Source organism: Ruegeria sp. CDSA193, from assembly GCF_059611885.1.
The window spans coordinates 427,080-449,617 of sequence record NZ_JBXWPN010000001.1; the positions used below are offsets into that span (position 1 = coordinate 427,080).

The 22,538-nt window shown below is 58.1% G+C and carries 24 protein-coding genes; 12 read left to right on the plus strand and 12 right to left on the minus strand.

Going from position 1 to position 22,538, the window contains the following annotated elements:
- The first annotated feature begins 49 nt into the window (after window positions 1–49).
- On the plus strand, window positions 50–550 hold the full coding sequence (locus tag AC2FLG_RS02110; protein ID WP_496690705.1) for a flavin reductase family protein: 501 nt from the start codon (window positions 50–52) through the stop codon (window positions 548–550).
- Window positions 551–553: 3 nt separating this feature from the next.
- Here the strand turns inward: AC2FLG_RS02110 and AC2FLG_RS02115 are convergent, their stop codons facing one another.
- From AC2FLG_RS02115 to AC2FLG_RS02125, 3 genes are read right to left on the minus strand one after another with little or no spacing between them, the layout of a single operon-like run.
- On the minus strand, window positions 554–1,033 hold the full coding sequence (locus AC2FLG_RS02115) for a DUF6505 family protein (protein WP_496690706.1): 480 nt from the start codon (window positions 1,031–1,033) through the stop codon (window positions 554–556).
- Window positions 1,033–1,728 (minus strand): biotin/lipoate--protein ligase family protein, encoded by a 696-nt coding sequence (locus tag AC2FLG_RS02120; RefSeq protein WP_496704806.1) that lies wholly within the window; start codon window positions 1,726–1,728, stop codon window positions 1,033–1,035. The genes AC2FLG_RS02115 and AC2FLG_RS02120 overlap by 1 nt, the downstream gene beginning before the upstream one ends.
- Window positions 1,725–2,786: an Mrp/NBP35 family ATP-binding protein gene (locus AC2FLG_RS02125; RefSeq protein WP_142634347.1), complete on the minus strand. Its 1,062-nt coding sequence runs from the start codon at window positions 2,784–2,786 to the stop codon at window positions 1,725–1,727. Before AC2FLG_RS02125 ends, AC2FLG_RS02120 begins: the two co-directional genes overlap by 4 nt.
- Window positions 2,787–2,896: 110 nt before the next feature.
- Here AC2FLG_RS02125 and AC2FLG_RS02130 point away from each other — a divergent pair, with 110 nt between their 5' ends.
- Window positions 2,897–3,625, plus strand: a complete 729-nt coding sequence (locus AC2FLG_RS02130; protein WP_496704808.1) for a hypothetical protein — start codon at window positions 2,897–2,899, stop codon at window positions 3,623–3,625.
- Here the strand turns inward: AC2FLG_RS02130 and AC2FLG_RS02135 are convergent.
- Window positions 3,619–5,571, minus strand: coding sequence for a 4Fe-4S binding protein (locus AC2FLG_RS02135; protein ID WP_496704810.1), 1,953 nt, complete (start codon window positions 5,569–5,571; stop codon window positions 3,619–3,621). The two genes, AC2FLG_RS02130 and AC2FLG_RS02135, sit on opposite strands and share 7 nt — an antisense overlap.
- A gap of 231 nt (window positions 5,572–5,802) precedes the next feature.
- Here AC2FLG_RS02135 and AC2FLG_RS02140 point away from each other — a divergent pair, with 231 nt between their 5' ends.
- From AC2FLG_RS02140 to AC2FLG_RS02185, 10 genes are all read left to right on the plus strand, one after another.
- Window positions 5,803–6,357, plus strand: a complete 555-nt coding sequence (locus tag AC2FLG_RS02140) for a DUF3305 domain-containing protein (protein ID WP_142634353.1) — start codon at window positions 5,803–5,805, stop codon at window positions 6,355–6,357.
- Window positions 6,354–6,935, plus strand: a complete 582-nt coding sequence (locus AC2FLG_RS02145) for a DUF3306 domain-containing protein (protein WP_496704812.1) — start codon at window positions 6,354–6,356, stop codon at window positions 6,933–6,935. Before AC2FLG_RS02140 ends, AC2FLG_RS02145 begins: the two co-directional genes overlap by 4 nt.
- Window positions 6,936–6,939: 4 nt before the next feature.
- Window positions 6,940–7,551 carry a TorD/DmsD family molecular chaperone gene (locus AC2FLG_RS02150; RefSeq protein WP_496704813.1) on the plus strand — a complete coding sequence of 204 codons (612 nt, stop codon included), beginning with the start codon at window positions 6,940–6,942 and terminating at the stop codon, window positions 7,549–7,551.
- Between the two features lie 59 nt (window positions 7,552–7,610).
- Window positions 7,611–7,799, plus strand: coding sequence for a ubiquinol-cytochrome c reductase iron-sulfur subunit N-terminal domain-containing protein (locus tag AC2FLG_RS02155; RefSeq protein WP_281994743.1), 189 nt, complete (start codon window positions 7,611–7,613; stop codon window positions 7,797–7,799).
- A 107-nt stretch (window positions 7,800–7,906) separates the two neighbouring features.
- Entirely contained in the window at window positions 7,907–10,801 is a 2,895-nt protein-coding gene (locus tag AC2FLG_RS02160; RefSeq protein WP_496704814.1) for a formate dehydrogenase subunit alpha, read from the plus strand.
- Window positions 10,802–10,812: 11 nt separating this feature from the next.
- Complete coding sequence (gene fdh3B, locus AC2FLG_RS02165; RefSeq protein WP_085821701.1) at window positions 10,813–11,406, plus strand: formate dehydrogenase FDH3 subunit beta; 594 nt, start codon at window positions 10,813–10,815, stop codon at window positions 11,404–11,406.
- 121 nt (window positions 11,407–11,527) lie between these two features.
- Entirely contained in the window at window positions 11,528–12,709 is a 1,182-nt protein-coding gene (locus AC2FLG_RS02170; RefSeq protein ID WP_496704816.1) for a formate dehydrogenase subunit gamma, read from the plus strand.
- The gene (locus tag AC2FLG_RS02175) at window positions 12,710–13,972 is read left to right on the plus strand and encodes a c-type cytochrome (protein ID WP_496704817.1); all 1,263 of its coding nucleotides are present in this window, start codon (window positions 12,710–12,712) and stop codon (window positions 13,970–13,972) included.
- A gap of 13 nt (window positions 13,973–13,985) precedes the next feature.
- Complete coding sequence (locus AC2FLG_RS02180) at window positions 13,986–14,111, plus strand: hypothetical protein (protein ID WP_271946568.1); 126 nt, start codon at window positions 13,986–13,988, stop codon at window positions 14,109–14,111.
- Window positions 14,112–14,984 (plus strand): substrate-binding domain-containing protein, encoded by an 873-nt coding sequence (locus AC2FLG_RS02185; protein WP_496704818.1) that lies wholly within the window; start codon window positions 14,112–14,114, stop codon window positions 14,982–14,984.
- Window positions 14,985–14,986: 2 nt separating this feature from the next.
- On the opposite strand, the gene AC2FLG_RS02190 is transcribed toward AC2FLG_RS02185, so the two are convergent.
- The 8 genes from AC2FLG_RS02190 to hydA form a co-directional block, all read right to left on the minus strand.
- Window positions 14,987–15,802 (minus strand): ABC transporter substrate-binding protein, encoded by an 816-nt coding sequence (locus AC2FLG_RS02190; protein WP_496704820.1) that lies wholly within the window; start codon window positions 15,800–15,802, stop codon window positions 14,987–14,989.
- Between the two features lie 18 nt (window positions 15,803–15,820).
- Complete coding sequence (locus tag AC2FLG_RS02195) at window positions 15,821–16,555, minus strand: ATP-binding cassette domain-containing protein (RefSeq protein WP_496704821.1); 735 nt, start codon at window positions 16,553–16,555, stop codon at window positions 15,821–15,823.
- Window positions 16,548–17,261 (minus strand): ABC transporter permease, encoded by a 714-nt coding sequence (locus AC2FLG_RS02200; RefSeq protein WP_281994749.1) that lies wholly within the window; start codon window positions 17,259–17,261, stop codon window positions 16,548–16,550. Before AC2FLG_RS02200 ends, AC2FLG_RS02195 begins: the two co-directional genes overlap by 8 nt.
- 153 nt (window positions 17,262–17,414) lie before the next feature.
- Window positions 17,415–18,404 (minus strand): ABC transporter substrate-binding protein, encoded by a 990-nt coding sequence (locus AC2FLG_RS02205; RefSeq protein ID WP_496704822.1) that lies wholly within the window; start codon window positions 18,402–18,404, stop codon window positions 17,415–17,417.
- A gap of 60 nt (window positions 18,405–18,464) precedes the next feature.
- Window positions 18,465–19,310 (minus strand): ABC transporter permease, encoded by an 846-nt coding sequence (locus AC2FLG_RS02210; RefSeq protein WP_142634378.1) that lies wholly within the window; start codon window positions 19,308–19,310, stop codon window positions 18,465–18,467.
- Complete coding sequence (locus AC2FLG_RS02215; RefSeq protein WP_142634380.1) at window positions 19,307–20,239, minus strand: ABC transporter permease; 933 nt, start codon at window positions 20,237–20,239, stop codon at window positions 19,307–19,309. Before AC2FLG_RS02215 ends, AC2FLG_RS02210 begins: the two co-directional genes overlap by 4 nt.
- Complete coding sequence (locus tag AC2FLG_RS02220; protein ID WP_271946553.1) at window positions 20,232–21,026, minus strand: ABC transporter ATP-binding protein; 795 nt, start codon at window positions 21,024–21,026, stop codon at window positions 20,232–20,234. Before AC2FLG_RS02220 ends, AC2FLG_RS02215 begins: the two co-directional genes overlap by 8 nt.
- Window positions 21,027–21,080: 54 nt before the next feature.
- Window positions 21,081–22,535, minus strand: coding sequence for a dihydropyrimidinase (hydA, locus tag AC2FLG_RS02225; protein ID WP_496690715.1), 1,455 nt, complete (start codon window positions 22,533–22,535; stop codon window positions 21,081–21,083).
- Window positions 22,536–22,538 lie beyond the last annotated feature (3 nt).

Genomic DNA, 22,538 nt, shown 5'->3' on the forward strand with positions numbered 1-22,538 from the left:
ATCCCGACTTGCCGTGGCACCTGAGGCGCGGCCACAGAATGAGCGTGAGATGACGGACCGCACCTTCACCCCAACCCCGGACAACAGCACCGCGTTTCGCGAGGCATTGGGGTGTTTTGGAACCGGGGTCACGGTCGTCACCACCGAAACAGCGCTGGGGCCCCGCGCAATCACGGTCAATTCGTTTTCCTCGGTCTCGCTGACGCCCCCGCTGGTGCTGTGGTGCCTGGCGAAGGATTCAAACCGGTTCGACGCTTTCAAAGACTGCGATCACTATTCGATCCATGTGATGGCTGAGGAACAGCAGGAACAGGCCCTAAAATTCGCGCGCGAGGGTGCGGATTTTTCACATGCCAACTGGGCCGCAGATCACCGTGGCCGCCCTCGTCTGGCGGATTGTCTGGCGCGGTTCGACTGCCAGCTTCATGCCCGGCACGAGGCAGGGGATCATCTGATCATCGTGGGTGAGGTCGAACATGCCATGTACCGCACCGGCAAAGGCCTGATCTTCAAACGCGGTCAATTCGGTGGGTTTGCCGATCTTCTTTAAGCCCTATTCGTCCAGCGATCCGTGGACGGCCAGCGCCTCAAGCTGGGTTTCCTGCGGTGTGATGATGCGAAACGCCTCAAGCACCCCGGTTTCAGACAGCTCACGGGCGACCGTCAGCAGAGTATTGGCGGCGTGATCATCGCATAGCTCTGCCATATGCGCGATCTCTTCCTGCGCAACACCCAGGGCGGCCTCGACCGATGGGGCTCCGTAGAATTGCACGAAATGTTCCGCCAAATTCCGGGCAATCTGGTCGATCTCGGCCTGTTCAACCTGCGTCACCGCTACAAAGGTCACCCGGCCGAATGTCTCAACCCCCAACCAACCATTCGCAAAGGCCTGGCGGGCTTTACCCTCCAAATCGCCTTCGCCCCAATTCGAAAACTCGAACCCGCCGGAAATGCACCACTCACCCGTTCTCGCCGGAGAATGAAACACATTCATGTCGCTTTCATCGAAATGGATCGCACGGGCCAATTTCATTATCCGTTCTCCAGTAAGTTAGTCAGCGGGTGCAGGCGGGTGTCCGCACCATTGCGGATAAGCATGCCAAAACGTTCATCAGTGCCCAAAAAGACCCCGATCTCGCCATAGGGTTCGCCAACACCACGCAGCAGGCCCAACCATTCGCTGTGCAACGGCGCGTTTCCGTCTTCTTGCCAGCGGTTGAGCCATGTCAGCATATGGCGCGACCAGCTTTCAATCAGTTGGACAGGCTGGACCTCGGCACACCCTTCATCATAGAGCGCTGTGATATCCGGGGTCTGGCCTGGCGCAGTGCTGGTCTGTAGCAAGGCCAGCTCCCAGCCGACAATCAACCAGTCGGGCTCAATCTGAGGGTCTGAAGTCGACGCAGCAACCTGAAACTTGCCGCAGGTCGCACCATTCACACAGATAGGGCCGCCCCAGTCCAGATGAACGGCAACCTCGGGCGGGGCCAGAGCGCCCAGCGCATTCTGAAACCCAACTCCGCAAAGCGGCAACATCACCATGGCGTCCTGCAACGGAACCTCAGGTGCAAATACAATGGCAACGCGCAAATGGTTGGCCTGAATGTTGTAGACCACCGTTCCGGCATCACAGCCCAGCGCTGCCAACGCCTGGGCGCGTTCGAACGGGTCTTCCCCGCCCTGAACGCCATGTCCAGTTAGCAACGGAGGAAAGACCGGCAGGGTCATGCATTGCCCTTGGTGATCATGTCGCGGGCAATCTTGCGGAAAGCTTCGGCCTGTGCGCTGTCCGGCTTGCTGACAACGATGGGCGCGCCCCCATCCGCCGCAACCCGGATATCCAGATGCAGCGGAATCTCACCAAGCAGCGGAATGCCCAGCGCCTCGGCCTCAGCGGCGACGCCGCCATGGCCGAACACGTGCTCCTCATGACCGCAATTCGAACAGATATGGGTCGACATATTCTCGATCATTCCAATAATCGGCGTCTTGAGCTGATTGAACATATCGATCCCTTTGCGCGCGTCGATCAGGGCCACGTCCTGCGGGGTCGACACCACGATGGCCCCGTCCACCTTGAACTTCTGGCTGAGCGTCAGTTGCACATCGCCGGTGCCCGGCGGTAGGTCGACAATCAATACATCCAATGCTCCCCACTGAACCTGCCCCATCATCTGCTGAAGCGCGCCCATCAGCATCGGACCACGCCAGACGACCGCCTGACCTTCGTTGGTCATCAGTCCCATCGACATCATCGTGACGCCATGATTGCGCAGGGGCAGGATCGTTTTGCCATCCGGGCTGGCCGGGCGGCCAGAGACACCCAGCATCCGAGGCTGTGATGGGCCATAGACATCAGCATCCAACAACCCGACACGCCGCCCTTCTGCAGCCAAAGCACAAGCCAGATTTGCGGATACGGTGGATTTACCGACCCCGCCCTTACCGGATGCAACGGCGATGATCCGATCGACACCCGGAACGGCCTGCGGACCTGTCTGAGATGGTTTCGGCTTGGGCTTCAGTTCAGGCGGGGCCTTTTCGGAATGCGCAGTCATCATGGCGGAAACCTTGTCGACCCCCTCCACCAACTGCGCAGCCTGCTCGGCGGCGGCGCGCACCGGCTCCATCCGCTCTGCCTGTTTCGGATCAATCTCAAGCACAAAGCGCACAGTATCGCCATCGACATTCAACGCGCGGACAACTCCGGCGCTGACGATATCCTGGCCTGAAACCGGATCGGTGATTTTCTTCAGGTTCGCCAGAACCGCGTCACGAACACTCATGCCATTACCCTTTTGGTTTGCCCGGTCGTTGGGATACGTTTCATTGCATGTGTCTCCGTCTTTTTTTCGTTCATTTGACGCATTCGGGCGCAGGCCGATAAGCTGCCTTCATGCGGGTTACGTTCTTTTGCCTGAGCTTGCTGCTCTCTGCTACCCCCTCTTGGTCGCAAGAGGCGCTGGGGCTTGCCGCCCCGGATGAGGTTACAGACTCTGGTCTGTTGCAACATATTCTTCCGCGTTTTTCTCTCAAGACCGGGATACGCGTCGTTGCAGACGATACCGGCGCTATGGCTTTGGGCGGTTCACCGCCAGGTGATCCGGTATTCGAGCGTCATGGCGTCACCTATCACCTGCGCATCGTCGACGACCCAAGGCAGATTCGGTTTCGGGAGTGGCTGCTTTCTGACATCGGCAAACGCACCGTTGAAAGCTTTAGCCCCGATAGCGGCCCGTCCTATTCGGCCAGTTTCACTGTCGAAGTCGCAACAGAGGGTCCGAAGATCGAAGGCGACGCTGTCCTGGGTGCGGAATTGTCGATGACCCATTGCGGGCGGTGCCATGTGATCGGCCCACAGAACCAAATGAACGGACTTGGCTCCACCCCCTCTTTCGCCGTGCTGCGGGCTATGCCGGACTGGTCCGAACGGTTCGAGGCCTTCTTTGCCCTGAACCCTCATCCCGCTTTCACGCAGATCGAGGACATAACCCCACCCTTCGATCCTCTGCGTCCCCCTCCAATCCACCCGGTCGAGATGACGCTGGAGGAGTTAGAGGCCATTCTAGCCTTTGTCTCGGCCATCAAGGCAGCAGATCTGGGCGCGCCGCTACAGCTTCAATGATCCTTTCTTTTCGAGAAATAGTCCTCGGTCGTGACGACTTTGGGTTTCGGGTTTGACTGAAACGGGTTGTCCTTGTGTTGGAACTGCGCGTTCACGCGACAGTTGTCACACATCTGGATCATGCGCGCCTGCTCGGATGTCGCAAACATCGGATGCGTACCAGACAACTTTTCCATGATACGTTCGACGGTCGATTTGACACCAAAGAGAGCACCGCATTCCACACATGCAAAAGGATCTTCTTCGTTCAACACGTCCTGAGACAGGGCCGCATCACTTAAATCCAGTTGCGGAACCAGAGTTATTGCATTCTCGGGACAGATTGTCCGGCACAGACCACATTGCAGACAGGCATCCTGTTGAAAGTTCAGCTGCGGCATATCCGGGTTGTCGGCCAAAGCGCCTGACGGACAAAGGGACACGCAGCTGAGGCACAATGTACAGGCGTCCGTATCCACCGCGATGGCCCCATAGGGTGCATTCTCGGGCAAGGGCAACGGGGCTGCGGCCTGCGGGTTCAGCGCCTGTGCGGCCAGTCGCGTAATCTGCCTGCGATTTCCCAGCGGCAGAACCGGGTCGGCCAAGGGGGGCGGCACCTCCTGCGCATATAGCAGGTCGGACAGCGCATCGGGATCAGCCTCATCGATCAGTGCCAGACCGCCCGCGCCAGCGATCGCCTGCGCCAGCGCCAGTTCGCGGTCCAAGGCATCCCTTTCGGTTGTTGGGGCCAGCAGCACATCAACCCGCGCAAACCCATGTGCCAGCGCGGCCAGCATCTCGGCATGGCCAAAGCCCGAGATCACGTTCAGTTCTAGCGGGATCACATCCGCTGGAATCCCGCGTCCGAAACGGGCGGACAGACGGATCATTTCGGCCCCATGCGCGTCATGCACCAACAGTCGGGGGGCTTGCCCGCCTGCACGCCGGTAGGTTCGCGACAGAATGTGCATCCGTGACAGCAGCGCAGAAACGGGCGGATCCTCGTATGTGATCGCAGTCGAAGGGCACACCGCCGCGCATTCTCCACATCCCGCGCAAACCATAGGGTCGATGGCTACATGTTCGCCCGCAGGGGTGATCGCCCCCGTCGGGCAGATATCCAGGCAATTCGTACACCCGACCTGTTCGGCACGGGAATGCGCACAGAGGGATTCTTCCAACCGGACATAGAGAGGTTTTTCAAATGTCCCGACCAGTTGCATGGCCTCGAACGACAGACGCTCCACGGCCACCGCATCTTTGGGATCTGCCCGCAAATACCCCTCGCGCTTGGACGGGGCCTGCACCAGAGGCATGCCGCCCGTCAGATCCACAACCATATCGCATGAGGAGTTCGCCCCGTCGCGTGGTTCGGTCCAACCAAAGGCCCCGCGTCCTCCGGGTTCAAGCTGCTGTAACGCATTCAGCTTTATCGAAAACCCGCCCAGCGCACCGGTCACCAAACGAACGCGCCCGCGTATCACATCAAAGCGGCGCGACATGGGTTCGGTGTCATCAGTGGTCAAAACTGTCACGGCCAATATGTCCGAGAGGCGTTCAGCCAACTCCAAACTTACTGCGCCGGGCCCGACTATGAAACACGTCCCTTCGCTGACCACATCGACACTGGGTGTGATCGGCTGAGGCAACACCGCCTCAGCAGCCAGCGCGGCCATTTTGGGGGCAGCATCCTGCCCTTGTTCAGACCACCCGGCACGATCGCGAAGATCGACAAACCCTGGCACCTCGACACCTAACTCATCGGCCAATGCCAGGAAAACATCCTGCTCTTGCATACAGGCAATGACGACGTTGCCCTCTTGCAGCGGCTTGGCGGCGGATTCCAGTTCTTTCGTACATAATGCGGTGTGAATTCTGGAGCAGGCGACATCGCAAGCTGACGAAATTTTCTCGGCGTCAACGGCTTGCGATCCCGCGCAGTCACATAGCAGCAATCTTGTTCCCATAAGCTCCCCCCGGATGTCCTCCCCATTTCGCGGTCAGCTTAGAACCTCTGATGAAAGTAGCAATGCCTGCGCCACTGGGAACTCGCGAACAAGGCCCGACAAGGGCCCTGAATGCTGTAAACAAACGGTGAGGGACGGAGGTTCAGACGCCTAGGGGCTTGGCAGATGGTTGATTTGTGTACCATAGTAGACCCAAGGGAAGGCAGGGGAGAGCTTTCCAGGGAGGACTTAGTGGCCAAGGCCGCCAGCCAGATTGAAATGCCAATCGGCGTCGTCGTGCGCAAAACACCCGGGGTTACACGCTGGGCGCAATGGAACTGGCGCGCCGTCGCCGTGCTGCCTGGCGCTGGACCAGCCGATTGGTTGGAGATGCGGCGCGAGGGCGAAGCGGTCGAATACCATGCAGCCACCCTGCCCCTGACCCTGTGGTCAGATGAGGCCGAAGCCTACATGGTCAACCTGTCGGACGGGCAACCCTCGATCTATCTGGTCCTGCGCGATGCGCTAGATGGAACACAGCCGATGGACGCTGTGCTGGTGACCGCCTCACCCTTCGAAGGACAGGACTACGCCGATACCGGCGAAGAGCTTGTCGAGAAAATCCCAATGACTGATGGGCTGATCGCTTGGGTACGTGACTTTGCTCTGGAACACCATCGCAACGAAGTCTTCGTCAAGCGCCGCCGTGATAAGAAACGCACCGATCTGGTCGAGGACGGCAAAGGGGATGTACGCATCCGGCAGGACTCGGATGTCTTCCGCGCCCCGCGGAGGATCGTGCAATGACCGAAACCCGCGATTTCTGGTCGCGCCGCAAGGCAGCCGTTCAGGCTGAGGCCAAAGCCGAGGTTGTAGCAGCACAAGAACAGGCTTTCGCTGAACAGCGGGGCGAGCTGGAAGAAAAGACTGACGCTGAAATTCTGGCGGAATTCGATTTGCCCGATCCTGATCAGTTGCAAGTTGGTGACGACGTCTCGGGCTTTATGGCCAAGGCAGTGCCTGACCGGTTGCGCCGCCGCGCCCTTCGGCAGCTCTGGCGCCTAAACCCGGTTCTGGCCAATGTCGATGGGCTGGTGGATTACGGCGAGGACTATACCGACGCCGCCTGCGTGATCGAAAATATCCAGACCGCCTATCAGGTCGGCAAGGGAATGCTGGCCCATATCGAGGCTTTGGCCGCTCAGACCGAAGAGGAAGACACCGACCAGATCCCTGAGGTTGAAGAACCCACGCAAGAGCCTGAGTTGCCCGAGGTACCCGAGATGCAATCGTCAGAGCCTGTAGTGATTTCTGAAATCGACGACCCGGAAGAGGCAGAGCTTACGCCTGCCCCACGCCGCATGAAGTTTGAATACGAAGGATAACCGTATGACCGCAAGCAACGCGCAAAACCTGGACGTCTCAGCCGAGGATCGTCTGCGCGCGGATTTCTATAATTTCCTTGGGCTGCTGCTTGCGGCGCCTCCGGATCAGATGCTGCTGTCTCAGGTTACTGGTCTGACCGGAGATGAAACCGATCTGGGTCAGGCTATCAAGGCCATGTCGCGGGTCGCCAAGGTGACCAAACCCGCGGCTGCCGAACGCGAATTCAATGCCCTGTTCATCGGGCTGGGGCGCGGGGAACTGCTGCCCTATGCCAGTTTCTACCTGACTGGTTTCCTGAACGAAAAACCGCTGGCGCAACTGCGCAACGACATGGCGGTTCGACAGATCACACGGGCGCAGAACGTGTTTGAACCCGAAGACAATATCGCCTCGTTGATGGAGATGATGGCGGGCATGATCGTCGGACGCTTTGGTTCACCCGCCTCGCTGGAAGATCAAAAAGCGTTCTGGAACAAGCATATCGGTCCCTGGGCCGCACATTTCTATTCAGATTTGGAAGCTGCGGAAAGCTCGGTTTTCTATGCCTCGGTCGGCACCGCCGGTCGGGTTTTCATGGAAATTGAGCGTGAAGCCTTTCGAATGACGGCGGGATGATCCCGCCATTCGCCAGCGCCCCAAAAGGCGCTAGATCGCAATTGGGAAAGGAGGATCCCATGAGCAAAACCAAGGAAGAAGGCGCCACGCGCCGTGACTTCTTGAAACTGGCCGGAACCGCAGCGCCCGCTGCAGTCGCCGCCGCCAGCCTGAGCGGACAAGCCGAAGCAGCCGAGCTGCCAACGGATGAAACCCGCATTCAGGACACCGCGCATACGCGCGCATATCTGGACAGCGCCCGGTTCTGAACCCCGGACGATGTCACCACCCGACTGACGGTTGCGAATGGCCCTGACGTCGGCACCAACAGGACCAAGCCAGCCATGGAAAACATGGCCAGCAAGGGAGGAAAGAAATGCTTAGGAAAAAGACCAACGGGGTTGCGAGACGCTCCCAGCGGACAAGTATCCTGTCCCAGGTCGGCGAGAAAACCGTCGATCGCCGCGCATTCCTGCGCGGGTCGGGCCTGACGATCGGCGGATTGGCCGCGATCAGCGCCACGGGTGGAACCGTGACGCCAGCCAGTGCCCAGTCAGCGGCGAACCAAGCCGTTGAAAACGTGAAATCCATCTGCACCCATTGCTCGGTCGGCTGTACCGTCGTCGCCGAGGTGCAAAACGGCGTCTGGATCGGGCAAGAGCCCGGCTGGGACAGCCCTTTCAACCTGGGTGCGCACTGCGCCAAGGGGGCCTCGGTCCGTGAGCACGCCCATGGTGAACGCCGCCTGAAATATCCGATGAAAAAGGAAGGCGGCGAGTGGAAGCGCATCAGCTGGGAAGAGGCGATCAACGAGATCGGCGACGGCATGATGAACATCCGCGAAGAATCCGGACCGGACAGTGTGTACTGGCTTGGTTCCGCGAAACATAACAACGAACAGGCCTATCTTTTCCGCAAGTTCGCCGCCTATTGGGGCACGAACAACGTGGACCATCAGGCCCGTATCTGCCACTCGACCACTGTTGCTGGTGTTGCGAATACATGGGGTTACGGCGCCATGACCAACAGCTATAACGACATCCACAACTCCAAGGCTATCTTCATCATCGGTGGCAACCCGGCCGAGGCGCACCCCGTCTCACTGCTGCATGTTCTGCGCGCAAAAGAGCAGAACAACGCGCCCCTGATCGTCTGCGACCCGCGCTTTACGCGCACTGCGGCGCATGCGGATGAATATGTCCGCTTCCGCCCCGGCTCTGACGTGGCGCTGATCTGGGGTATTCTCTGGCACATCTTCGACAACGGCTGGGAGGACAAAGAGTTCATCCGCACCCGTGTCTGGGGCATGGATCAGATCCGTGAAGAGGTCGCCAACTGGAACCCGGAAGAAACCGAGCGTGTGACCGGCGTACCCGGATCACAGCTTAAGCGCGTGGCGCGCACCATGGCCAATAACCGTCCTGGCACTGTGATCTGGTGCATGGGCGGCACCCAGCACACCAATGGTAACAACAACACACGCGCCTATTGCGTGCTGCAGTTGGCATTGGGCAACATGGGGACGTCGGGCGGTGGCACCAACATCTTCCGTGGCCATGACAACGTACAGGGCGCGACGGACCTTGGTGTTCTGTCCCATACCCTGCCCGGCTATTATGGCCTGTCCGCAGGGGCATGGGGCCATTGGGCGCGCGTTTGGGGTGAAGACCCTGAATGGCTGTCCGGCCAGTTCGCCTCGATCAAGGACAAGGAGGGCAAGGATAAACCGCTGCAGAACGAGCGCGGCATCCCGGTCTCTCGTTGGATCGACGGTGTTCTGGAAGACCCCGCCAACATGGATCAGGACAACAATGTCCGCGCCATGGTTCTGTGGGGGCACGCTCCGAACTCGCAAACCCGCGGGCCGGAAATGAAGACGGCGATGGAAAAGCTGGACATGCTGGTCGTGATCGACCCGTATCCCACCGTTTCCGCCGTTCTGCATGATCGGACCGATGGCGTTTACCTGTTGCCCGCCTGTACGCAGTTCGAAACCCGTGGCTCGGTCACGGCCTCGAACCGCTCGTTGCAGTGGCGCGACAAGGTGGTCGAACCGCTGTTCGAAAGCCTGCCGGACGAGGTCATCATGGCCAAGTTCGCCAACAAATTCGGCTGGGCGGATCGGTTCTTCCGCAATATCGAGATGGAGGACCCTGAGACCCCGAATGTTGAAAGCATCACGCGTGAGTTCAATTCGGGCCTCTGGACCATCGGCTATACCGGCCAGTCGCCAGAGCGTTTGAAAAGCCACATGGCCAATCAGCACACGTTCGACAGAACCACGCTGCAAGCTATAGGTGGACCAAACGACGGCGAATACTACGGTCTGCCCTGGCCGTGCTGGGGAACGCCAGAGATGGGTCATACGGGGACACCAAACCTCTATGACATGTCCAAACCGGTGGCCGAAGGTGGCCTGACCTTCCGCGCGCGCTTTGGCGTGGAACGTGATGGTGACAACCTGCTGGCGGAAGGGGTCTATAGCGTTGGGTCGGAAATTCAGGACGGATATCCCGAATTCACGATGCAGATGCTGATGGATCTTGGTTGGGACGGCGATCTGACGGCCGAAGAACGTGCGGCCATCGACGCCGTTGCGGGGCCAAAGACCAACTGGAAAACCGACCTGTCGGGCGGCATCCAGCGGGTTGCGATTGCACATGGCTGTGCGCCCTTTGGCAACGCCAAGGCCCGCACCGTGGTCTGGACTTTCCCGGACCCGATCCCGCTGCATCGCGAGCCGCTTTATACCAACCGGCGTGATCTGGTAGAAGACTATCCGACCTATGAGGATCGTCAGTCCTATCGCCTGCCAACCCTGTATGCCTCGATCCAGAAGAACGATTTTTCAAAGGATTACCCGATAATCCTGACGTCAGGTCGTTTGGTCGAGTATGAGGGCGGAGGTGAGGAATCCCGGTCGAACCCGTGGCTGGCCGAACTGCAACAGGACATGTTCGTCGAGATCAACCCCCGTGATGCCAACAACCTGGGCATTCGCGATGGGGCTCAGGTCTGGGTCGAAGGGCCTGAGGGCGGCAAGGTCAAGGTGATGGCGATGCTGACCAACAGGGTCGGTGCCGGCGTGGCCTTTATGCCATTCCACTTTGGCGGCCATTTCCAGGGTCAGGATCTGCGGGACAAATACCCCTCAGGCGCTGATCCCTATGTGCTGGGAGAAAGTTCGAACACCGCCCAGACCTATGGCTATGATTCAGTAACCCAGATGCAGGAGACCAAAGCGACTCTCTGCAAGATCTCAGCAGCGTAAGGAGGACGACAATGGCTAGAGCAAAGTTTCTCTGCGACGCTGAACGCTGCATCGAATGCAACGCCTGCGTAACCGCGTGTAAGAACGAGCACGAGGTGCCCTGGGGCATCAACCGCCGCAGAGTGGTGACGATCAATGACGGCGACCCGGGCGAACGCTCGATATCGGTTGCCTGTATGCATTGCTCGGATGCGCCCTGTATGGCGGTGTGCCCGGTTGACTGCTTCTATCAGAACGAAGAAGGGGTCGTCCTGCACTCCAAGGACCTGTGCATTGGCTGCGGCTATTGCTTCTATGCGTGCCCGTTCGGCGCGCCGCAATACCCACAGGCAGGCAACTTCGGATCACGCGGCAAGATGGACAAATGTACCTTCTGCGCCGGTGGCCCCGAGGAGACGCATTCGACCGCAGAGTTCGCCAAATACGGTCGCAACCGGATCGCAGAAGGCAAACTGCCCATCTGCGCCGAGATGTGTTCCACCAAGGCCCTGCTTGCCGGTGACGGCGATGTGGTGTCGGCCATCTACCGCGAACGCGTCGTGGCGCGCGGTTTCGGGTCTGGCGCCTGGGGGTGGGGCACAGCCTACGACCAAAAAGACGGCTGATCCTTGGCCAAACCTTCCCCGGCGCGCAAACCGTGTGCCGGGGAGCACTAAGATTTTTCGACGAAAAATCTCTGCCCGCCCGGAAAAGGGCCTACGCCAATGACCGCGTCACGAGGTTCATATGACTTTCCTGCGACTTCTGTTCTGTCTCATTGTTTTGACTGTTCCTGCCCTTGCTCAGGATGCTCCGGATCGCAATTCGACGGGTGGTGCGACCACGCTCGAGGATATCTTGGCCCGGCAGCGTGGCGAGACGGTCGATAACGGTTATCGCTCAGGTAACACCGGTCAAGGCAACGCCGAAGGACTGATGGGCCAGTTGGGCACACGCGGCGTAGCATCTGACAGCGACGTCTATCGCGCTTTGCGCTATGGCTCGGCAGATGTGACCGTTTCGTCGAATGGCCCCGCCGCCAGCGTCTTGATACAGGACGGAGGCATGTGGTGGTTGAATTTCCGAACAGGCCCGTTGCGCGATTACGGCACGTATATTCTGGCCGGGATGCTTGGCATCCTGCTGCTGTTCTTCTTGATCCGGGGTAAAATCCGCATTGATGGTGAAAAGACGGGACGCACAGTTACGCGTTTCTCGGGCTTTGAGCGGTTCGGACATTGGCTGTTCGCGGGCTCTTTCCTGATCCTTGGCCTGACCGGTTTGCTGACCCTTTATGGTCGAGACTTTTTGATCCCGATCTTCGGGAAAGAAGGCTTTGCGGCCATAGCACAGGGCTGCAAATGGCTGCATAACAACCTCGCCTGGGCCTTCATACTTGGTTTGATCATGGTCACTGTGAACTGGATCGCCCACAACATCCCCAACCGCACCGACCTGAAATGGCTGGCCGCCGGCGGCGGGTTGTTCACGAAAGGCAGCCATCCCCCGGCCAAAAAATTCAACGCGGGTCAAAAGATCATCTTCTGGGCCTGTATCCTGCTGGGCGTATCGATCAGCCTGTCTGGCCTGTCTCTGCTGTTCCCGTTTGAGATGCCGCTGTTTGCTAAGACCTTCTCAATCGCAAATGCCACCAGCATCCCGCAGATGTTGGGTATGAACCTTCCAGTGCAGATGTCCCCCCAAGAAGAGATGCAATATGCTCAGGTTTGGCACGTGATGGTCGCCTATGTCTTCATCGCCATCATCATCGCGCATATCTACCTGGGTTCGGTGGGCATGGAGGGCGCTTTCGACGCGATGGGCACCGGCGAGGTCGAGGAACAATGGGCGCGTGAGCACCACTCGCTTTGGCTGGAGGAGGTCCAGGAAAAAGAGGCCAATAAGGCAGTGGCCTCGCCTGCGGAATAGATGCGCGGTCTAATCCTTGCACTGGTGTTGACCCCCCTGCCCGCTTTGGCCGAGTTTTTCACGCTGAAAGGTCATGGCGGGCCGATCATGGGGATTGCCTCCGCGCCGGACGGCCGGATTGCGACGGCCAGCTTCGACAATTCCGTCGGCCTGTGGTCAGACCGCACGCCGCAATGGCTTGAAGGGCACGAGGCTGCCGTGAACAGCGTCGCCTTTGGCGGCACAGCGATCTATTCCGCGGGTGACGACTTTACCCTGCGCCGGTGGCCGGATGGCCAAATCCTCGGGCGGCACAAAGGCAAGATCGTCGATATTGCTGTTTCAGACTCCTACATCGCCACTGCCAGTTGGGACGGCACGATAGGGGTTTGGCCGCTTGACGGGACAGAGCCAAGGGTATTAGGGCCCACAGGCAGCGGTGTGAATGCTGTTGTGTTCACACCAAACGGGGATGCGCTGTATACCGGCGGGGTTGATGGTGCGGTTCGTCTTTGGGATGTCGCAACCGGTCAGGAAAAACTGCGACTGGTTGATAACGGGTTCGGCATCAACGAACTGGTCCTGAATCCCCATGAAAACTGGATTGCCTATGGGGCCGTCGATGGCGTCACGCGCATTCGTGATCTGAATACAGGCGATGAGCATGATTTTACCTTGGACCGCCGTCCAATCCTTGCGCTGGCTCTCAGCCCGGACCGCAGCTTGCTGGCGGTGGGGGATGGTGAGGGTCATATCATGTTGGTCGATACCATCGACTGGCGCATCGCACAGGATTTCCGGGCCACATTGCGCGGCCCGGTCTGGGCGCTGGCCTTCTCAACCGATGGTAAAAACATCTATGCAGGTGGTATAGATGAGGCGATGTATAGCTGGCCGGTATCTGACCTTGGCGACCAACAACAGATGGCCGCGACTGAACCGAGTTTTCTGAAGAACCCTGACCAGATGGACAATGGCGAACGCCAATTCGTGCGCAAATGCTCGATCTGTCACAGCCTGACGGCGGACGGGCACAGACGTGCTGGGCCTACGCTCTCTGGTGTGTTTGGTCGCCGGGCGGGCAGCTTACCGGGATATTTCTACTCGGACACGCTGCAAGACTCTGATATCATTTGGAATGACGAGACGATAAATGCCCTTTTCGACCAAGGACCAGACCATTACATTCCGGGATCGAAGATGCCCATGCAACGGATTACACAAGCGGATGACCGCAAAGATTTGATCGCCTTTCTGCGCCGCGTCACGGCACCGGAAAACTGAACCGGAGGTAAATATGAAAGCCTTTCTAGCCGCAGTTGCCACGATGGCTGTAATTGCCGTCGCTGCGCCATTTGCCTTAGGCCAATTCGGATTCAGCGCGGCGAATGCCAGCGCGGGTTCGGCCGTGCGCCTCGACTGAATGTCAGAATACCTGACCACCAAAGAACTGGCGGACCTGCTGCGCATTGGCGAGCGTAAAGCCTATGACCTTGCCTCATCCGGCGAGGTCCCCTGTGTCCGTGCCATGGGCAAACTCTTGTTTCCAAGGGCTGAAGTCATTGCCTGGCTGAACGCATCACGTCGCGGACCGCAGGTCGCAGAACCGTCGCTGCCGCCGATCGTGGCGGGCAGTCATGATCCGCTGTTGGATTGGGCTCTGCGGGAAAGCGGGTCGGGCCTGGCAACTTATTATGACGGCTCATTTGACGGCTTGAATCGTCTGAAAGAACGATCAGCGCAGGCTGCGGCGCTGCATATCCACGAGACAGACGGATTCAACACGCAATCTCTGCAGGACCATCTGGGAGAGGCACCCGTCATTCTGTTCGAACTGGCAAAACGCCAGCGTGGGCTACTGATGGCCCCCGGTGTGACTGGGATATCGGACTTTTCTGACCTCAGGGGCCGTCGCATTCTTCTTCGTCAAGACAGTGCCGCCAGTCAACGGTTGTTCGACATGCAACTGCAGGCGCACGGCCTGAACCAAGACGATCTGGATACCCTGCCGACCTGCGCACGTACCGAAGAAGAGCTGGCCATAGCCCTGCATGACAGCAAAGCCGATGCCGGATTCGGCCTGGGTGCGCTTGCGGGGCTGTACAATCTGGGCTTTGCCCCGACCCATACCGAACGCCTGGACCTTGCTATCTGGAGGCGCGCCTATTTCGATGGCCCGATGCTTCGGTTGCTCGGCTTTGTGCAATCCGACCGCTTTGCCACCCGGGCAGAAGAATTCGGCGGGTATGACTTGTCGGATCTGGGAACCATCCATCACAATGGAGCCAGCGGCTGACCCTATTGGGCGTTGGGAAAGAACAGCTGCTGGCCGTCCAGCGTGTAAGATGCGATTGCCGCCTGCCCTTCGGGCCCGGTCAACCAGTCAATAAAGCGCTGCCCCGAGGCCGCCCGCACTTTGGGATGCTTGTCAGGGTTCACAAGAATAATCCCATATTGATTAAACAGGCGCGGATCGCCCTCAACCATGACCTCTAGGTTTCCCTTATTGCCAAAGCTCTGCCAGGTCGCCCGGTCCGTCAGCGCATAAGCCCCCATCCCGCTGGCCACATTCAGTGTTGCCCCCATGCCGGACCCGGTTTCCCGGTACCAGGTGCCCGAGGCGCCCGTCGGGTCAATGCCGGAGGTGGCCCAATGGCCCAGTTCCGCCTTATGCGTCCCGCTGTCATCCCCGCGCGAGGCGAAGGGCGCCTCGGCCTCAGCGACCGCAGTCAGCGCCGCGATAATGTCAGTTCCCCCTTTCACTTTGGCGGGATCGGATTTTGGCCCCACAAGGACGAAATCATTGTACATCACGTCCGACCGCTCAACGCCCCAACCGTCAGCCACAAATTTCTCCTCGGCAGGTTTGGCGTGAACCAGCAAGACGTCCCCGTCACCGTTGATCGCATTGCGGATCGCCTGCCCTGTACCAACAGCCACCACGCGGACATCAATCCCGCTTTCGGCTTCAAAGCCTGGCAGGATATGGTCGAACAAGCCCGAATTCTGCGTCGACGTGGTTGATTGGACTACAATAAATGGGGTTTCGGTCAATGCGGCTGTAGTGTTCAGGCCAAGCGCTATTACTGCAGCCCCGACGAATTTGCGGATCATTTGAACTCCATATTCTGATTAGGTTACCAGACCACCGGCAACAAACCGGCGCGCGGCGTCACTTGTCGGGGCATCCAGCACTTGTTTGGCAGCACCGTGTTCGACCACGTGTCCGGCCTGCATCATGACGATATCCGCTGCCAGACGGCGTGCCTGACCGATATCGTGGGATACCATGACAATGCGAACCCCTCGGTTCGAAGCGCGCAAGATCATCCGTTCGATCATCTGCGTAGCACCAGGATCAAGCGAACTGGTAGGTTCGTCCAGGAACAAAGTCTCCGGGTCCAGCGCCAGCGCGCGCAGGATGGCCAGCCGTTGCGCTTCGCCCCCGGACAGCGATCTGGCGGACTGGCGCGCCTTACCCTCAAGCCCACCTTCGGCCAGCAATTCGTCGATCCGGGATTTGCGAATTGCACGGGACAGGCCCTGACGCTTTAGCACAAAATCAAGATTGGCTGACACGGACCGGCGCAACAGAACCGGTCTTTGAAACACCATCGCCTGTCGTGATTTGTGATACGCATTCAGGGCAATCCCGTCCTGCTGAACCCTGCCGCTATCCGGGACAATAAGCCCGTGCAAACAGCGCAAAAGCAGGCTCTTGCCCGCTCCGTTCGGCCCAAGGATCAAAGTTGGTCCCAGCCCCTTCAGGGATAGCTCTGGTACTTGAAGCAGTGTCTTTCCCTTGCGGGAAATCTGTAAACTGTGAACAGAAAGACATTTCACCATCTCGGGCACCAGATCACGCATGGCGCAACCCTTCCTTCTCGGCCCGCAGGCTAAGCGTGCTGACCATGGCGTTTACTGCGATGGCTATGGCAATCAGGATGGCCCCAAGCGCAAGCGCCAACGCCAAATTTCCCTTGGACGTTTCAAGGGCGATCGTCGTCGTCATAACCCGCGTGACGTGGTTGATATTGCCGCCAACGATAATAACCGCTCCAACTTCGGCAATCGCACGGCCAAACCCCGCCAGCAATGCCGTAACAAGAGACAGCCGCGCATCCCACAATAGCACCGGAATCGATGCCATCCGCGACAGGCCGAGTGAGCGGAGTTGCTCGGAATATTCCTCGGCCAGCATTTCGACCACTTGACGTGTCAGTGCGGCTACGATCGGGGTCACCAGAACGACCTGAGCAATAATCATCGCCGTCGGTGTGTAGAGCAATTCAAGGACCCCCAACGGGCCGGAACGCGACAGCATCAGATAGACCAGCAAACCAACCACAACCGGGGGCAAGCCCATCAAGGCATTCATCAAGACGATCAGAATCCGCCGCCCTGGAAAACGCGCAACGGCCAAAGCCGCGCCCATGGGCATCCCGATAACGGCAGAAATCAGAACGGCAAAAACAGAGACTTTCAGGGACAACAGAACAATCGCCCACAGCTCCGGATCCCAATGAAGGATCAAAGCAAGCGCCGACCTGAATTCTGTTGTAAAATCCTGCATTATCTACCTGATATCTCCCATGTTGAACAGTTTGCTATAATTTACAGGTAATTACTATGACAAACGCCATACAAGTTCAGTCACATTTTCGACGCTTCCAACAAAAAACGCGGCCCCATTTGGGACCGCGCCATATTCCATCGTGAACCTGACTCAGTTCAGTGCTGCATCCGAAATCTGATGCGTCCAGGCACCTTCGGGTTGTTTGGTGATAACGGGATCAGAACCACCGGCAAGCAGCGTCTCTACAGTGCGCTCAAAATCCGCCGGATCAAGCGATCCGTTTGAGCCCGCGGTCAGCTTGGCAATCTCACCCATCATACGTTTCTGATGCGCTTCGGTCTGGGCGCCAGTCGCGTCATTTTCAAGCACGATATCGGCCGCTTCATCTGGGTTCTCCTCGGCATATTTCCACCCCTTCATCGACGCCCGCACGAAACGTTCCATCTTGTCGACAAATGCCGCGTCGTTCAGGTTCTCTTCAAGAACGTACAGGCCGTCTTCCAGCGTCGCGACGCCCTGATCTTCGTATTTGAATGTGACCAGTTCGTCGGGGCTGACGCCGGAATCTATGACCTGCCAGTATTCGTTATAGGTCATGGTGCTGATGCAATCAGCCTGACGCTGCAGCAGCGGGTCGACATTAAAGCCCTGCTTCAAAACCTCGACGCCATTTTCGCTCTTGCCACCGGTATCAATGCCCAGCTGGCTCATCCAGCTCATGAAGGGGAATTCGTTGCCAAAGAACCAGACGCCCAGTGTCCGGTTCTTAAGGTCTTCTGGTGCGGAAATACCGGCATCTTTCCAGCAGGTCAGCATCATACCCGAGCTTTTGAAAGGCTGGGCAATATTCACCAGCGGCAGGCCCTTTTCGCGCGCGGCCAACGCAGCTGGCATCCACTCGACCGTCACGTCAGCGCCGCCACCGGCAATGACCTGTGTCGGCGCTATGTCCGGGCCGCCTGGCAGAATGGTGACATCAAGACCTTCTTCTTCGTAGAACCCTTTGTCTTTGGCTACGTAATAACCTGCGAACTGAGCTTGCGTGACCCATTTCAACTGCAATGTCACCTCATCCGCCGACCAGGCTGCACTGGCGGCCAGGCTAAAGGCGGCAACCGCCCCGCTGAGTATCTTTTTCATCTTCATATCTCCTAGTTTCAGTTGGCGCCCCATTTTTCATTTTTGGGGTCTGTTGAATTTTTATCCGCGCTGCGATGGGTGCCAGAAGGTCACCGCCTTTTCGATCATGGCCACCAGACCATAAAATGATGTCCCGGCCAAAGCCGCCACTACGATCTCGGCCCAGACCATATCCAGTGAGAGCTGCCCCACGCTGGTTGATATCCGAAAACCCATGCCAAGCGTCGGTGAGCCAAAGAACTCGGCCACGATAGCGCCGATCAATGCAAGGGTGGTGGATATCTTGAGACCATTGAAAACAAATGGCATCGCGGCAGGCAAGCGCAGCTTCAGAAAGCTTTGCCAATAGGTGGCGGCATAGGTCTCCATCAGGTCGCGCTGCATTGCTGTCGCCTCGCGCAGCCCGGCGACGGTGTTCACCAGCATTGGGAAAAAGACCATCACGACAACCACCGCCGCTTTGGAGTGCCAGTCGAACCCGAACCACATGACCAGAATCGGCGCGGTGCCAACAATCGGCAGAGCGGCCACGAAGTTGCCCACGGGCAAAAGCCCAAGGCGTAGAAAATCCCATCGGTCCACTGCAATCGCCATCAGGAAGGCGGCTCCACAGCCGATGATGTAACCGCTCAGCGCGCCCTTGATGATGGTTTGCACGAAATCCATCCAAAGCGTTGGCAAGCTGTCCCAGAACCGAATCCAGATAACCGATGGAGCGGGCAGTATGACCAAAGACACCTCAAGGCCGCGCACCAAAAGCTCCCAGATGATGATGATAGTCAGACCAAAGATCAGCGGAGCCAGAAACCGGACCATCCGCGTATCAGCATAGGGTCCGCTGGCCAAGCGGCTGTTCAACCACCATCCCAACAGCCACACACCGAGTGCGCCCAGAATTGGTATCATTGCGCAATCCCCATCCGTTTCAGGACCGACTTTTCAATCAGCCCCAGAAGCCCCACAAGACAGGCCGCCAGAATCGCCGCCGCAAACAGGGCCGACCAGATTTGCACGGTCTGACCATAATAGCTGCCTGCCAGCAGGCGCGCGCCCAGTCCCGCAACTGCCCCGGTGGGCAATTCCCCCACGATGGCCCCTACCAATGAAGCCGCAATGCCTATCTTCAGCGATGTGAACAGATACGGCATCGAGGCCGGCAAACGCAGTTTCCAGAACCCCTGCGCGTGGCTCGCGCTATAGGTACGCAGCAAATCCAGTTGCATCGCATCAGGGCTGCGCAAACCTTTGACCATGCCGACCACGACAGGAAAAAAGCTGAGATAGGCCGATATGACCGCCTTGGGGATGATCCCCTGCACGCCAACGGAATATAGGACCACAATGATCATCGGGGCCAGAGCGATGATCGGGATGGTCTGGCTGACTATCGCCCAGGGCATGACCGACAGGTCCATGACCCGGCTATGTACGATCCCAACAGCCAGCAGAATTCCCAGACCGGTGCCAATGGCAAAACCCAGTATCGTCGCACTCAGCGTCACCCAGCCGTGATAAACCAGCGAGCGCTTTGAGGTGATTTTCTTCTGAACTGTTGTCTTCCATATCTCAACGGCCACCTGATGCGGAGCGGGCAACCGTGGACGATCCTGTTCCCACGTGGCTGGAATGGCAAAGCTATTGTCCAGAACCAGGCTGAATTCGGACAGATCGCGACGATCTTTTGCCGAGGGTGGCTGAACTGTGGCGCCGGCCCGTTCCTGTTCGGTCAGAACACCTTTGATATTCATCGGAATACAAGCGGCGTACCAAAAGGCTACTATGACGGCCAGTACCGTCAATACAGCCCAGAATGCCTTGAACCCGCTGCTATTCATCCGAATGCCCCGCGCGCAACCCTTCTCGCACCCTATGGGCAACTTCGATGAATTCCGGCGTGTCGCGAATATCGAGCGGCCGCTCTTTCGGCAACGGACTGTCGATCACGTCAGTGATCCGTCCGGGCCGAGGGCTCATTACAACGATCTTGGTGCTCAGATAGACGGCCTCAGGGATGGAATGGGTGACAAACCCAATGGTCTTTTCAGTCCGCGCCCAAAGTGCCAGAAGCTGCTCGTTCAGGTGATCGCGGACAATCTCATCCAACGCGCCAAAAGGTTCGTCCATAAGCAGGATATCCGCATCAAAGGCCAACGCCCGTGCGATGCTGGCCCGTTGCTGCATTCCACCCGACAACTGCCAGGGAAACTTTCCACCAAACCCCTCAAGATCAACAAGTTCCAAAACCTTGTTTACGCGTTCTTCCTGCTCGGCAGCTGTAAACCCCATGATTTCAAGCGGGAGCTTGATGTTCTTGGAAATGGTGCGCCAAGGGTACAGACCCGCGGCCTGAAATACATAACCATAGGCCCGTTTCCGCCGCGCCTCATCCGGAGTCATACCGTTGACGGTCAATGTCCCGCCAGTCGGTGTTTCCAACGCAGCGATGCACCGCAAAAAGGTGGTCTTACCACAGCCGGAGGGCCCGATGAAGCTGACGAATTCTCCCTTTTCGATGGTCAGGTTCACATCCTTCAGAGCGTGGACCGGCCCGTCATTGGTCTGAAAGGTCAGATCCAGTTGCCGCGCCTCGATTACAGGCGGTGCAGCGGTTTCAATATTCATTCCATCCCCTTGAACTTAAACCGTAATAAGACGTGATATCTGCCACATATTCTGTCATACACCGGTTGCTGGAATACCCGTGCGTACCACCGGTCGCGGCGCTGTCAGCTCTTTCCAAGTACTCAGCGCCTTGTTGACGGTTGTATTGGCCTCGCGTTCAACAAATTGGCCATGGCCTTCCTGAGTCCTGATCTCTCCGTCATGCACTGCAACCTGCCCACGGGTCAGAGTAAAGCGCGGCAAGCCTTTGACCTCTTTGCCCTCAAACACGTTGTAGTCGATCGAAGATTGCTGCGATTTCGCGCTGATCGTCTTGCCTTTCTCAGGATCCCACACCACCAAATCGGCATCGGCACCTACAAGAACTGCGCCCTTTTTTGGATAACAATTCAATATCTTGGCGATGTTTGTTGAAGTGACTGCCACAAATTCATTTGGCGTTAGCCGACCAGTGTTCACCCCATGAGTCCACAGCATCGGCATCCGGTCTTCCAACCCTCCGGTACCGTTCGGGATCTTGGTGAAATCCCCCACGCCAAAGCGTTTCTGATCCGTCGTAAAGGCGCAATGGTCGGTGGCCACGACACTCAACGAACCAGATTGTAATCCGTTCCACAGGCTATCCTGATGCTGCTTGTTTCGGAACGGAGGGCTCATGACCCGCCGCGCCGCGTGGTCCCAATCCTGGTTGAAATACTCGCTCTCATCCAAGGTCAGATGCTGGATCAAAGGTTCCCCCCACACCCGCTTGCCCTGCATCTTGGCACGCCGAATGGCCTCATGCGCCTCTTCGCACGAAGTGTGCACCACATACAGCGGCACTCCGGCCATATCCGCGATCATGATCGCGCGGTTAGTCGCTTCGCCCTCGACCTGCGGCGGACGGGAATAGGCATGTGCCTCGGGTCCTGTATTGCCTTCGGCCAACAGCTTGGCGCTGAGCTCGGCAACAACATCGCCATTCTCGGCATGCACCATGGCCGTTCCACCCAGCTCGGCAAGACGCTTGAACGAAGCATACATTTCATCGTCATTGACCATCAACGCGCCTTTATAGGCCATGAAATGCTTGAACGTGTTGATGCCGCGTGTCTCGATCACCGTCTTGAGGTCATCAAACACCTGCTCGCCCCACCAGGTCACCGCCATGTGGAAAGAATAGTCGCAATTTGCACGTGTCGACTTGTTATCCCAGCGCTTGAGCGCATCCAGCAGGCTTTCCCCTGGGTTGGGCAGAGCGAAATCAACCACCATCGTGGTTCCTCCGGCCAATGCCGCCCGGGTTCCGCTCTCAAAATCATCGCTGGAATAGGTGCCCATGAACGGCATTTCCAAATGCGTATGCGGGTCGATCCCGCCAGGCATCACATAGCAGCCCGTCGCATCCAGTTCCGTGTCACCTTTCAGGCCCGGCCCAATCTCGGTGATCACCCCATGTTCGACCCTCACATCCGCATGGTAAGACAAATCCGCGGTTACGACGGTCCCGTTCTTGATAACAGTGCTCATATC

Coding starts and splice junctions, on each gene's coding strand:
- AC2FLG_RS02110 (WP_496690705.1), top strand. CDS start 50: ATGACGGACCGCACCTTCACCCCAACCCCGGACAACAGCACCGCGTTT.
- AC2FLG_RS02115 (WP_496690706.1), bottom strand. CDS start 1,033: ATGAAATTGGCCCGTGCGATCCATTTCGATGAAAGCGACATGAATGTG.
- AC2FLG_RS02120 (WP_496704806.1), bottom strand. CDS start 1,728: ATGACCCTGCCGGTCTTTCCTCCGTTGCTAACTGGACATGGCGTTCAG.
- AC2FLG_RS02125 (WP_142634347.1), bottom strand. CDS start 2,786: ATGAGTGTTCGTGACGCGGTTCTGGCGAACCTGAAGAAAATCACCGAT.
- AC2FLG_RS02130 (WP_496704808.1), top strand. CDS start 2,897: ATGCGGGTTACGTTCTTTTGCCTGAGCTTGCTGCTCTCTGCTACCCCC.
- AC2FLG_RS02135 (WP_496704810.1), bottom strand. CDS start 5,571: ATGGGAACAAGATTGCTGCTATGTGACTGCGCGGGATCGCAAGCCGTT.
- AC2FLG_RS02145 (WP_496704812.1), top strand. CDS start 6,354: ATGACCGAAACCCGCGATTTCTGGTCGCGCCGCAAGGCAGCCGTTCAG.
- AC2FLG_RS02150 (WP_496704813.1), top strand. CDS start 6,940: ATGACCGCAAGCAACGCGCAAAACCTGGACGTCTCAGCCGAGGATCGT.
- AC2FLG_RS02155 (WP_281994743.1), top strand. CDS start 7,611: ATGAGCAAAACCAAGGAAGAAGGCGCCACGCGCCGTGACTTCTTGAAA.
- AC2FLG_RS02160 (WP_496704814.1), top strand. CDS start 7,907: ATGCTTAGGAAAAAGACCAACGGGGTTGCGAGACGCTCCCAGCGGACA.
- fdh3B (WP_085821701.1), top strand. CDS start 10,813: ATGGCTAGAGCAAAGTTTCTCTGCGACGCTGAACGCTGCATCGAATGC.
- AC2FLG_RS02170 (WP_496704816.1), top strand. CDS start 11,528: ATGACTTTCCTGCGACTTCTGTTCTGTCTCATTGTTTTGACTGTTCCT.
- AC2FLG_RS02175 (WP_496704817.1), top strand. CDS start 12,710: ATGCGCGGTCTAATCCTTGCACTGGTGTTGACCCCCCTGCCCGCTTTG.
- AC2FLG_RS02180 (WP_271946568.1), top strand. CDS start 13,986: ATGAAAGCCTTTCTAGCCGCAGTTGCCACGATGGCTGTAATTGCCGTC.
- AC2FLG_RS02185 (WP_496704818.1), top strand. CDS start 14,112: ATGTCAGAATACCTGACCACCAAAGAACTGGCGGACCTGCTGCGCATT.
- AC2FLG_RS02190 (WP_496704820.1), bottom strand. CDS start 15,802: ATGATCCGCAAATTCGTCGGGGCTGCAGTAATAGCGCTTGGCCTGAAC.
- AC2FLG_RS02195 (WP_496704821.1), bottom strand. CDS start 16,555: ATGCGTGATCTGGTGCCCGAGATGGTGAAATGTCTTTCTGTTCACAGT.
- AC2FLG_RS02200 (WP_281994749.1), bottom strand. CDS start 17,261: ATGCAGGATTTTACAACAGAATTCAGGTCGGCGCTTGCTTTGATCCTT.
- AC2FLG_RS02205 (WP_496704822.1), bottom strand. CDS start 18,404: ATGAAAAAGATACTCAGCGGGGCGGTTGCCGCCTTTAGCCTGGCCGCC.
- AC2FLG_RS02210 (WP_142634378.1), bottom strand. CDS start 19,310: ATGATACCAATTCTGGGCGCACTCGGTGTGTGGCTGTTGGGATGGTGG.
- AC2FLG_RS02215 (WP_142634380.1), bottom strand. CDS start 20,239: ATGAATAGCAGCGGGTTCAAGGCATTCTGGGCTGTATTGACGGTACTG.
- AC2FLG_RS02220 (WP_271946553.1), bottom strand. CDS start 21,026: ATGAATATTGAAACCGCTGCACCGCCTGTAATCGAGGCGCGGCAACTG.
- hydA (WP_496690715.1), bottom strand. CDS start 22,535: ATGAGCACTGTTATCAAGAACGGGACCGTCGTAACCGCGGATTTGTCT.